Here is a 10,840-nt window from a genome sequence, read left to right as displayed (position 1 = left end):
CGCTATGTGGAGTAGCACCAAAAGCAGAAAAATATCCTTCAGCAGTTATCTTTGCTAAAGGATATTTCTTTTTGTATCACGCTCTTGTCATTCACTTACACTTGTTTTTTTAGGAACCCAATCGATACCGCTGAAATAAGTGCCCCAGCTAAAATTGCCACGATATATAATGCTGCTTGCATCACACCACCATCCACTAATCCGATAACAAAAATACCGCCATGTGGTGCGCGTAAAGCAATATCAAATAGCATTGTCAACGCACCCGTAATCGCAGCACCAAATACAAAGGACGGAATGACACGTATTGGGTCAGCTGCGGCAAATGGAATTGCGCCTTCAGAGATGAAGCAAGCGCCTAATACATACGCTGTTTTCCCCGCTTCACGCTCTTGTTTTGTAAAGCGATTTTTGAAAAATGTTGTAGCAAAGCCAACTGCTAATGGTGGAACCATACCACCTGCCATGACTGCTGCCATCATGTTATAATTGCCTGCTTCAAGCATCGCAATCCCGAATGTATAGGCTGCTTTATTAATTGGGCCACCCATATCAACCGCCATCATGCCCCCTAAAATAAGTCCTAAAATCAACGTATTGGTACCACTTAACCCTTCTAAAAAGCTCGTTAACGCAGTATATACTTTTGTCAGCTGTGGATTAATGAGCATCATGAGTAAACCGACAATCCCGATGCCGAGTACCGGATAAAATAATACGGGCTTTAAGCCTTCTAACTGTTGTGGCAACTTTGCTAATAATTTTTTTAAGCCAAGGACGATATATCCTGCTAAAAAACCAGCAAGTAGGCCGCCTAAAAAGCCTGAGTGTGCGCCAACATCATTTGTAACGGTAATGGCCAGTAAGCCACCAACCATCCCCGGCGCAAAACCAGGACGGTCCGCAATACTCATCGCAATAAAACCAGCTAATACAGGTACCATTAAGAAGAAAGCATTCCCCCCACCAATCGTATTCAACATGGCCGCAAATTCATTATATTCTGGGCTATCGGGGTTTGACGAATTGATGCCCCAGAAAAATGAAAGCGCAATCAAAATTCCGCCACCAACAACGAACGGTAGCATATTCGAAACACCGTTCATTAAATGTTTATAAAATTGGAAGCCTTGCTGTTCATCACTCGGTGATACATCTCCTGCATGTTCATAAAGTGGTGCGTCTTTCGCAATAGCTCTGTCTATTAGCGCATCCGCTTCATAAATCGCCTTCCCAACCTTTGTTTGGATAACATGTTTGCCATGGAAACGTGCCATATCGACTTTCGTATCTGCGGCGACAATAATCGTATCCGCTTCTGCAATGTCTTGTGCTGTTAGACGATTTTTAACACCACCTGAGCCATTTGTTTCAACTTTGATGGCGATGTTTTTTTGCTTTGCTGTTTCTTGTAGCTTTTCAGCCGCCATAAATGTATGCGCAATACCTGTAGGACAAGCCGTTACCGCTAAAATACGCGGGGCAGTCAACGGCGTTGCTTCATTTGTTGCTGCCGGTACACCTTCTTTTTCCTCAATTGCTCGAATGACTTCTTCAGGTGTTGTCGCTTCCAGCATTTGTTTTGTAAACTGTGGGTCCATTAAAAAGGTTGCCAGTTTCGATAACGTCTCTAAATGTTCATTATTCGCGCCTTCACTCGCTGCTATCATAAAAAACAATGTCGCCGGCTGTCCATCGAGTGAATTATAGTCAATACCGTGCACTTGACGCCCAAACGCAATAGCCGGTGTCATGACCGATGCTGACTTTGCATGTGGAATCGCAATCCCTTCACCAATGCCCGTTGAACTTTGCGCTTCGCGTGCAAGTAAATCGGCAACATAGCCATCACGATTTTCCACGTGACCTGCTGCGACTAAAACATCTGCTAATTCTTCTAGCACCGCTTCTTTCGTTGTTGCCTGCAAATCGAGTTGAATGGTATTCGCTGTTAATAATTGTGTAATACGCATCATAAATCCTCCTATCGCTTTGTAAGTTGAACAAATGGCTGTAACGCTTGAATATCTTCATACGTGCATAAATCGACTTGAAACGCTGTTGCACTGCCCGCCGCAACACCAAACGCAAATGCCTGTTGCCAATTTCTGGTCTTTAAATAGTGTGCGATCGTGGCAGCAACAACAGAATCACCTGCGCCTACGGAATTGATAACTTCGCCAGTTGGGGCACTTGCATGGTAAACCTCATCAGCGGCGACAAAAAGCGCACCGTCTGCTCCTAATGAAACGATAACGTGCTGTGCACCTTTTTCCAGTAAGCGTTTTGCATAGGGAATCGCTTCGTCTGCTGTATGAATGCGCGCTTGAAATAGCTCTGCTAGCTCATGAATATTCGGCTTTACAAATACCGGTTTATACGGTAAAACGCGGTGAAGCAACTGTCCCGATGTATCAGCAACAATATGTGCCTTTGTTGCCGCAACAGTCGTTAATAATGTTTCAATCGCCACGCCTTCTGGTACAGTGCCTGATAAAATAAACCAGTCGCCCTCTTGAAGTGTTGCTAGTTGCGCACATAATGCCTCAAGCATATGTGGATGAACGATTGGCGATGGTCCGTTTAATTCTGTTTCAAGCGTTGCCTTGACTTTGACATTAATACGTGTAATTTCATCGGTTTCAATAAAAGCCGTTTCAATGTGCTGGTCATGCAATAATTGCTGTAAATACTGCCCCGTAAACCCTCCGATAAAGCCCAGTGCGGTAGACGGTTGCCCACATGCTTGTAACACACGTGATACATTGATACCTTTGCCTCCTGGTAAATAATGAACGTCGTGCGCACGGTTTAATGTGCCGACTGAAAACGTATCGACGTATGCCATATAATCAATGGCTGGGGAAAACGTACATGTATAAATCACACTACATACACCTCCGTATGAGCCGTTAAGCTACGTTGCTTTTCAGCTTGTAACGTGCTCGTAATTAAAGTGGCTTGCTGTAACTCACCAAATTTCGCAAATTGACGCTGTTCATATTTTGTCCCGTCTGCCACGACGTACGCTCGCTTTGCTTGCTGCATCGCAATTTTCTTTAAAGTGGCTTCTTCTAAATCAGCGGTTGTGTAGCCATGCACCGCGCTAAAACCATTCGCGCCAATAAAGGCACGGTCGAAATAATAATCTTGTAACTGTGTAATCGCTTTTGCACCAATGACCGCTTGTGTCGTCATTTTCACCTCGCCTCCGAGCATAATCGTTTGAATCTGCTGCTCCATTAAATGAGGCACATGCATAATGCCGTTCGTAACGACTGTGACATTTTTATTTACTAAATGAGGGATGATGTGCATCGTTGTCGAACCGGCATCTATATAAATACATTCACCATAACCAACTTCCTGTGCTGCGCGTTTCATAATGCGCTGCTTTTCCTGCAAACATTCCATTGCTTTTTCTGGCAAACTTTTTTCTGCTAACACTGCATGGCGAAGTGTAGCCGCTCCGTGTTGTCGTTCGACAATTTGTTGCTTTTCAAGCTCGGTTAAATCTCGGCGTACAGAGGAATCCGATGCGCCCGTAAAATCGACTAATTGTTGCACAGTCGATGTCCCATGCTGACGTAAATGCGCCAAAATTTGCTGCTGTCGTTCTGTTAAAAACATTTCTATCACCTTTTTCGTAGGATTATAGTTGATTTTAAACGAAATTTTCTGTAAAATCAATCATATATCAATCACAAACATTCATTTTTTGATTGTTTAAAGTTTTTTTCATTCAAAACATCATCATTTAGGAGGCTTTTATTATGACAACACAAACATTTACCATTACAAGCAACGAAGGTTTACATGCACGACCAGCAAGCGCTCTTGTACAAGCAGCGGCAAAATTTACAGCAGATATTTTCGTGCAATATGGCGATAAAAACGTTAATTTAAAATCGATTTTAGGTGTGATGTCTCTCGGTGTACCAAATGGTGGTGTGATTACCATTACTGCGTCAGGTGCAGATGAAGAAGAAGCTATCACGCAGCTAACAGCAACGCTACAACAACAAGGACTGATTGCATGACACTACGCGGAATTGCAGCAGCAAGTGGCATTGCCATTGCCTATGCTAAGAAACTAGAAGCAGCTACCTATACACAGCAGCATGTCGGAACAATTGACGAAGAACAACAAAAATTGCACGAAGCGATTGCTCTTGCCAAACAAGAACTTCACGCGTTAATCGCGTCTACACGCAAACAGCTTGGTGACGACGAAGCACAAGTATTTGAAGCTCATGCGCTTGTACTAGAAGACCCCGAATATATCGGGGCGATTCAAGCACAAATCGCAGCGCAGCAAGCAGCTGCTGCTGCAGTAGAACACGTACAAAATGAATTTGTCGCACTCTTTTTAGCATTAGAGAATGACTATATGAAAGAACGTGCAGCCGATGTACAAGATGTTTCTTCACGTTTAATGCGTCATATCGTCGGACATACAGAAACGGACAAGGCAACAACACCGCATATTTTAATTGCGCATGACTTAACACCGTCTGATACCGCCCAGCTTGATACATCACTCACACTCGGTTTTATTACTGAAAAAGGTGGAAAAACCTCGCACTCGGCGATTTTTGCGCGCTCTTTACAAATCCCTGCCATTGTTGGTGTACAAGCGCTCCCTACGCAGATTCAGCACGGGGACTTTATCATTATGGACGGTTCAACCGGCGAGATCTTCGTCAATCCCGATGCGGACACCATTCAGCACTTTGAAACGTTACAGCAACAGCACCTGCAACAAAAAGAACAGCTGCAACAACTTTTACACAAACGAACGATAACGGCAGATGGGCATACGATTGAACTTGGGGCGAATATCGGCAGTGTAGCCGATGCGCAGCAAGCCGTGGCGCTCGGTGCAGAGGGCGTCGGCTTATTCCGAACAGAGTTTTTATATTTAGAACGCGACACTGCGCCAACTGAGGAAGAACAATTTGCGATTTATCGGGATGTTTTGCAAGTACTAGATGATCGTCCTGTTATCGTGCGCACGCTTGATATTGGTGGCGACAAAGTTGTACCGTATTTACAAATGGCACATGAGGACAACCCGTTTTTAGGGCTGCGGGCCATTCGCCTCTGTTTTGCACATGAGGACATGTTCCGTACACAATTACGCGCGCTCCTACGCGCAAGTAGCTACGGGCAACTAAAGATTATGTTTCCGATGATTGCGTCATTAGAGGAATTGCGTAAAGCAAAAACATGGCTACGTGAAGAACAACAGCACCTTGAAGCACAAGGCATTGAGGTCGCACCATTTGATATTGGCATCATGATTGAAATTCCAAGTGCGGCTATTTTGGCGCCACTTTTTGCAGAAGAAGTGGATTTCTTTTCGATTGGCACAAATGATTTAGTCCAATACACACTCGCAGTAGACCGCATGAATGAACAAATTGCAGGGTTGTACGAACCGTTTCACCCAGCTGTTTTATCGTTAATTAAATTAGTCGTAGATAGTGCGCATGCAAAAGGAAAATGGGTCGGCATGTGCGGCGAAATGGCAGGAGATCTCGACGCTATTCCGCTTTTACTCGCACTTGGATTAGATGAACTATCGATGAGCGCACCGTCTATTTTAGCGGCACGCGCACATATTGCAGCACAATCTATTGCCACACTACAGCCAAAACTACAACAAACGTTCCAACAAAGTACAGCCGCACAAATCCGTGCTGTTTGGAAAGCGTAATGGTTATGTATGAAAAGCGCCTCTGAAATCGTCATTTCAGGGGCGCTTATTGTCGTAATTTATTTTATACTGTTTCTATACTAAAGCAAAAAGGAGTATACATATGACAGTTTTTTCAAGTGGTTTATTCATCACCGTTATCGGTTGTTTATTGATCGCCCTTAGCGCACCTCAAATACATGAAGAATTTTTAGAGCTACGACAACAAGTGCTCAAATTACGCATCCAAAAACTGCTGAGTGCCTTTATTGGACTACTAATGTTAGATGCGAATGCACTTGGTTTTTTCGCGCTCGGTGTTGTTTTTTGCGGTGCAGGCATCGGCAGTATGATGATTAGCTTTCTATAGTTAACGAAAGCGTGGCTTCCGCTTTTCCTTTACCGCTTGGACACCTTCGTGAAAATCATCCAGTTCTGTAACGATGGCCATTTGTGACGAAATATAATCTAGTGATGCGCGAAGTGACATGTGTTGACTTTCATATACAGCGCGCTTCATCATTTTTATCGTTTCAACTGGACCACTCGCTAAACGTTGTGCATAGGCGTTTGTATAAGCGTCCAATTCATCATCGGCTACTACAAACGTCACCAGCCCGAGCTTATATGCCTCATCAGCTGTGAGTATCTCCCCTGTCCACAGTAAATGAAGCGCCCGGTCCACACCAATCAGTCGTGGTAAAAAATACGCGCCACCATCTCCGGGCACAATCCCTACATTGACATAACTCTCCGAGAGCTTTGTTGACGCACCAGCAATACGGATATCACACATTAACGCCATATCAAGCCCTGCTCCCATCGCAAAGCCATGAAGCTGCGCAATGACGGGTTTATCAATATCTTGTAATAGTAACGGCACACGCTGAATAAGCTTCCATAATGAGTGTTTGCGCGCGAGTGCTGTCGATGTAATATCTTTCGTGCTTTCATAAAACCCTTCGCCTGCCATCATCGTTTTAATATCGCCACCTGCACAAAATGCATTACCACTCCCCTTGACAATCACAACACGGATATCATCACGGTCACGCACTTCTTCAAGCGCACGTAACCATTGTTGTAGCATCGCTTCACTAAACGCATTTAAACGCTCCGGACGATTCAGTGTAATCGTTGCGATATGATTGGTCACATCAAATAATAAATCAGTCGTCATGTCTGTTTCCCCCTTGTTAGCATTTCCCATAATGAGGCATCGCTCGTTAAAAACTGTTGTGCTGCATACTGCTGCCACGTACGCGCCGTAATATCTTCGTCTCGCCATGCCCATAAACGCTTCGTATAATAATGAAGTGGGTACTCATATGTCATACCCATGGCTGCTTGGAGCTGATGTGCTGCAGCTGTTACCGTTGTAATCGCTTGTTCTGCTCGGATACGCGCGTACGCAATTGCGTTCATATCCCCTTGTTCAAGTGCTAGCTCACACTGCTGTAACATTGTTTGCATAATGGCTCGCTCGCCAGCAAGCTCTGCAATATGACGCTGCACGAGCTGGAAGCGATGAAGCGGCTTACCAAACTGCTCACGCTCCTTGCTATATTGCACCGAGAGCGCCACAACTTTTTCAATTGTACCCGTTATTTTTGCAATGCTGCCTGCTGTTACAAGTGCCTGTAACGCGATAAATTGCTCACGATGAATCGGCCTTGTAATGAGCGGTGTTACGTCATGAAAGGTCACGGTCGTTCGTGGCTCGTATGCAAGATTGGTCGATGGCTCCTGAAAAGATGCTGCAAGCGGCAATACGACAACGTAATATACCTCCTCTTTCTTAGCTATCGCAACAAGTTGCGTGGCTACCTGTGCCCACAGAACCCCGTAAACTGTACCGCTCACACATTGTTGCGTCAATGTGAGTGGCTCAAATGCATACGTTGTGCGCGTCTCATAGGGCACTTCTTGTAACATTGTTAATAAAGCATTACTCATATAATGTTCTTGTAGTGGAATCGGTGCCGCATAGTAGCCGACTACGCGACAAATCGCTAAAATATCCCCGATATCGCCACCTGCACCGCCATAATGTTCGGGCAGCGCTACTGCTAAAAACTGCTGCATCTCGATATCGTCCCATAATGCTTGTGCCCACTTTCCTGCTTCTAACGCTTCAAGTTGTTCGTTACTATTATGCTTTTTACAGAGACGCTCTATAACATCCACTACCATACTTCTTAATTCACTCATGTGCTACGACCCCCTTCGCCAAAATACTCATTAATATTTCAGACGTACCACCACGAATCGAAAAGCCCGGTGCATGTAACAGTGCTTGCGCCATATAGCGGTCTACTGCACGATGAGCCGCCAAATGTGGTGCAACGTCGAGTAATGTACGTACAATCACTGGCACAAGCTGTTCAAAACGTGTGCCAAGCAATTTGACAAGTGCTGCTTGAATGTGGACATCTTTCCCAGCATCTAGCGCATACGCCACGTCCAACGATAATGCTCGCAATGCCCACAAATCCGCAACAAGTGGCATTAGCTGCATAATAGCCTGCTGTTGTTGTTGCGTACGCAATATGCGCAGCGCTTCTTCTAATAAAATATACGTACTTAAAATACGCTCCGGTCCACTACGTTCAAATGCGAGCTCTGCTAATCCTTGTTCCCACCCATTACCAATAGTACCGACAACATGTTCATCTGGCACAAATACTTCGTCAAATACTACATCGTTAAAATGAGCCTCGCCCGTTAAAAAGCGAATCGGTGAAATCGTGACGCCATCTGCTCGTAAGTCGAGTATTAATTGACTTAAACCTTGTTGTTTCACTGCTGTTTGTGGACTTGTTCGCACAAGCGCAATCATATAATCTGCATCATGCGCATTACTCGTCCACGTTTTTGCACCTGTCACGCGCCAGCCTCCGTCCACTTTTATTGCCTTTGTTGAGACGGATGCCAAATCTGACCCACTATTTGGCTCACTTAATCCAATCGCAAAACAACAGTCGCCCGCTGCGATTTTTGGTAAAAAAAAGGACCGCTGTGCTTCGGTGCCATACCGTAGTAAAAGAGGTCCTGTTTGTCTATCGGCAAACCAGTGTGCCGCAACCGGTGCGCCTGCTGCTAACAATTCTTCAATTAAAATATAGCGGTCAATCGCACTGCGCCCCTGCCCGCCGTACGCTGTTGGCCATGTTAAGCCAATCCATCCTTGCTGTGCTAATTTTTTTGTGAAATGCCGGTCACTGCCACTTAGCCATGCATCACATGCAGGGATATAGTGGTCTTTTTGTTGCGCTAAAAATGCTCGCACATCGCGGCGAAATTGGTGTTGCTCGTTTGTGAATTGTACAGCTCGCTCCATCATAAACCGCCTCCATTCCAAACTTCTTCTATTCAATTATAAGAATATTCACAATTATAAAGCAAATACTTATCATTCTTCGGTTCAGTTATTGTCTTCGTCCTGTGCATTTTCTTGAAAACCCTTACATTTTATGTTTTATCGAGCTGCTTTCGTGCAACTAGTATAGAAAGGAGGTCGCTCATGATGACGCCAAAAACGATGCCTATTCTTTTTATGACCGCATTTCTCATGTTCGTTATTGCTACATTTTCTTGGGTACCGGATGATTTTGTTGTAACACGAATTTTAGGGATTGCCTTTGCGATTACCTATATTTTTTTCCAGCTCAACAAGGAGACATTTAGAAAGAAGAAACCTTTTTTCAAATTATTTTTCCTAACAAGTGTCGTTGCGCTATTTATTGGCATTTCCATCGACCATGTATTTATGAATAGTGGACTACGCGCCCAAGACTATTTCATCCTCGTCATTGTATTATTGGCGATGACGAAAATGTATGAAGATTTCTACGTTGCCCCGCATTAAGACAAAAAAGTTGCCCGAACCTATTCGCTCGGGCAACTTCTTTTATTGCTCTGTATCAATTTTTGGTTGTGGAGAAGATTGTGCCCGTTGTTGCTTTTTATACATGTTTACAACCGGCTGCATCGGCTCCTCTTGTCGTTTCCATAGACGTTTTTTATGTGGGCGGTCATCTAGTAAATGCAGTGGCTTCTCACGATATTCATCTGTCTTCTCATATTCATGCTTCGCATCTGCTAAATGTTTTAACCGGATTTCTAAATCTTCCCCTGTATAGTTTTTATTGATTTGCTTTGCCGCATTTAGTGCCACTAGCTGCACATCATTTTTCGTCGGTGCAAGCTTCATACTCAGCTCCATCATTTCACGCTCTCGCATAATTTTATCGATATAATCGACCATACCTGGCGCATATTTTCGTATATACGCCATTTCTTCCGGTGTCAGCTTTTTCCCACTTTTAAACTTTTCCATTAAATGTTGTGCCTTCGGATTATCTTCGCCTGTATCATTGTTGGCTGCTTGAATCGCCGACAACTGTTGCTGTGCTTCTTGTAATGCCGCCTTTCGTGCATGTTGTATCGGCTGTACTACCGCCGTCAACTCGTCTTGCACAAGCTGATTTTGACTTGATAGCGGTTGAAACGGTATTGGAATATGAGGTTGAATTTTCATCGTTGTTCCCACCTTGTGACACGTTTTTACTTATATCGACATATGTCACTAAAAAATAATTGAAAATTCTATTTTTTCATGTATACTAAAAAAATCACCTATCGCGGAGGTTCATCATGCTACTTTACAATTGATAGTCATTCCTTTTTTGACAACAAACAATAAAAGGAGTGCTTTTCATTTGAACTATATCACAACAGCCGACACAGTGACGGCAACGATGTTAACAGGGTTTTTCGTCGACTGGCCAAATCCACCACAGCCAAAGACACATGTTACACTTTTACAAAACAGTGATTATGTTGTCCTTGCAGTAAATGAAGAACAGCAAGTCGTCGGATTTATTACAGCCATTAGTGATGGTGTACTTTCTGCGTACATTCCGTTATTAGAGGTCTTGCCAAACTATCAACATCAAGGGATTGGGCAACAACTTGTCACACGTATGTTTAAACAGCTTGAACATTTATATATGATTGATATTTGCTGTGATGCTGAATTAAGACCGTATTATGAAAAACTCGGCATGACATCAACAGTCGGTATGGTTAAACGTAACTATAGGCATCAATCTGGTCACCTGAAGCATCATTAAAAAAGGA

Annotated in this window: 12 protein-coding genes; 5 read left to right on the top strand and 7 right to left on the bottom strand. The window is 43.9% G+C overall.

Features of this window, described 5'->3' with window-relative positions; all coding sequences use genetic code 11:
* Positions 1 to 95 precede the first annotated feature (95 nt).
* The 3 genes from A6M13_RS09545 to A6M13_RS09535 are packed head-to-tail and all read right to left on the bottom strand — an operon-like array spanning position 96 to position 3,630.
* Entirely contained in the window at positions 96 to 1,973 is a 1,878-nt protein-coding gene (locus A6M13_RS09545; protein ID WP_066545352.1) for a PTS fructose transporter subunit IIABC, read from the bottom strand.
* An 11-nt stretch (positions 1,974 to 1,984) separates the two neighbouring features.
* A complete protein-coding gene (gene pfkB / locus A6M13_RS09540) occupies positions 1,985 to 2,887 on the bottom strand; it encodes a 1-phosphofructokinase (RefSeq protein ID WP_066545350.1) in 903 nt (300 codons plus the stop codon).
* Positions 2,884 to 3,630, bottom strand: coding sequence for a DeoR/GlpR family DNA-binding transcription regulator (locus A6M13_RS09535; protein ID WP_066545348.1), 747 nt, complete (start codon positions 3,628 to 3,630; stop codon positions 2,884 to 2,886). Before A6M13_RS09535 ends, pfkB begins: the two co-directional genes overlap by 4 nt.
* Positions 3,631 to 3,773: 143 nt before the next feature.
* Here A6M13_RS09535 and A6M13_RS09530 point away from each other — a divergent pair, with 143 nt between their 5' ends.
* The 3 genes from A6M13_RS09530 to A6M13_RS09520 all read left to right on the top strand — a co-directional run bounded on the left by A6M13_RS09530 (position 3,774) and on the right by A6M13_RS09520 (position 6,068).
* Complete coding sequence (locus A6M13_RS09530; protein ID WP_066545345.1) at positions 3,774 to 4,040, top strand: phosphocarrier protein HPr; 267 nt, start codon at positions 3,774 to 3,776, stop codon at positions 4,038 to 4,040.
* Entirely contained in the window at positions 4,037 to 5,719 is a 1,683-nt protein-coding gene (gene ptsP, locus A6M13_RS09525) for a phosphoenolpyruvate--protein phosphotransferase (RefSeq protein ID WP_066545343.1), read from the top strand. The genes A6M13_RS09530 and ptsP overlap by 4 nt, the downstream gene beginning before the upstream one ends.
* Before the next feature lie 103 nt (positions 5,720 to 5,822).
* Positions 5,823 to 6,068, top strand: coding sequence for a hypothetical protein (locus A6M13_RS09520; protein WP_066545341.1), 246 nt, complete (start codon positions 5,823 to 5,825; stop codon positions 6,066 to 6,068).
* Here the strand turns inward: A6M13_RS09520 and A6M13_RS09515 are convergent, their stop codons facing one another.
* From A6M13_RS09515 to A6M13_RS09505, 3 genes are read right to left on the bottom strand one after another with little or no spacing between them, the layout of a single operon-like run.
* Entirely contained in the window at positions 6,069 to 6,878 is an 810-nt protein-coding gene (locus tag A6M13_RS09515) for an enoyl-CoA hydratase/isomerase family protein (protein WP_066545340.1), read from the bottom strand.
* Positions 6,875 to 7,909 (bottom strand): acyl-CoA dehydrogenase family protein, encoded by a 1,035-nt coding sequence (locus tag A6M13_RS09510; RefSeq protein ID WP_066545338.1) that lies wholly within the window; start codon positions 7,907 to 7,909, stop codon positions 6,875 to 6,877. Before A6M13_RS09510 ends, A6M13_RS09515 begins: the two co-directional genes overlap by 4 nt.
* Positions 7,902 to 9,041, bottom strand: a complete 1,140-nt coding sequence (locus A6M13_RS09505) for an acyl-CoA dehydrogenase family protein (protein ID WP_066545336.1) — start codon at positions 9,039 to 9,041, stop codon at positions 7,902 to 7,904. Before A6M13_RS09505 ends, A6M13_RS09510 begins: the two co-directional genes overlap by 8 nt.
* A gap of 180 nt (positions 9,042 to 9,221) precedes the next feature.
* On the opposite strand from A6M13_RS09505, the gene A6M13_RS09500 reads away from it, so the two are divergent.
* Positions 9,222 to 9,566, top strand: a complete 345-nt coding sequence (locus A6M13_RS09500) for a hypothetical protein (RefSeq protein ID WP_066545334.1) — start codon at positions 9,222 to 9,224, stop codon at positions 9,564 to 9,566.
* Between the two features lie 42 nt (positions 9,567 to 9,608).
* On the opposite strand, the gene A6M13_RS09495 is transcribed toward A6M13_RS09500, so the two are convergent.
* A complete protein-coding gene (locus A6M13_RS09495) occupies positions 9,609 to 10,238 on the bottom strand; it encodes a hypothetical protein (RefSeq protein ID WP_066545332.1) in 630 nt (209 codons plus the stop codon).
* A 181-nt stretch (positions 10,239 to 10,419) separates the two neighbouring features.
* Here A6M13_RS09495 and A6M13_RS09490 point away from each other — a divergent pair, with 181 nt between their 5' ends.
* Positions 10,420 to 10,833 carry a GNAT family N-acetyltransferase gene (locus A6M13_RS09490; RefSeq protein WP_066545329.1) on the top strand — a complete coding sequence of 138 codons (414 nt, stop codon included), beginning with the start codon at positions 10,420 to 10,422 and terminating at the stop codon, positions 10,831 to 10,833.
* Positions 10,834 to 10,840 lie beyond the last annotated feature (7 nt).

Source organism: Caryophanon tenue (assembly GCF_001700315.1).
GTDB classification, from domain to species: Bacteria; Bacillota; Bacilli; order Bacillales_A; family Planococcaceae; genus Caryophanon; species Caryophanon tenue.
Note: the sequence above shows the minus strand (reverse complement) of the source record. Positions and strands in the feature narration are given on the sequence as shown.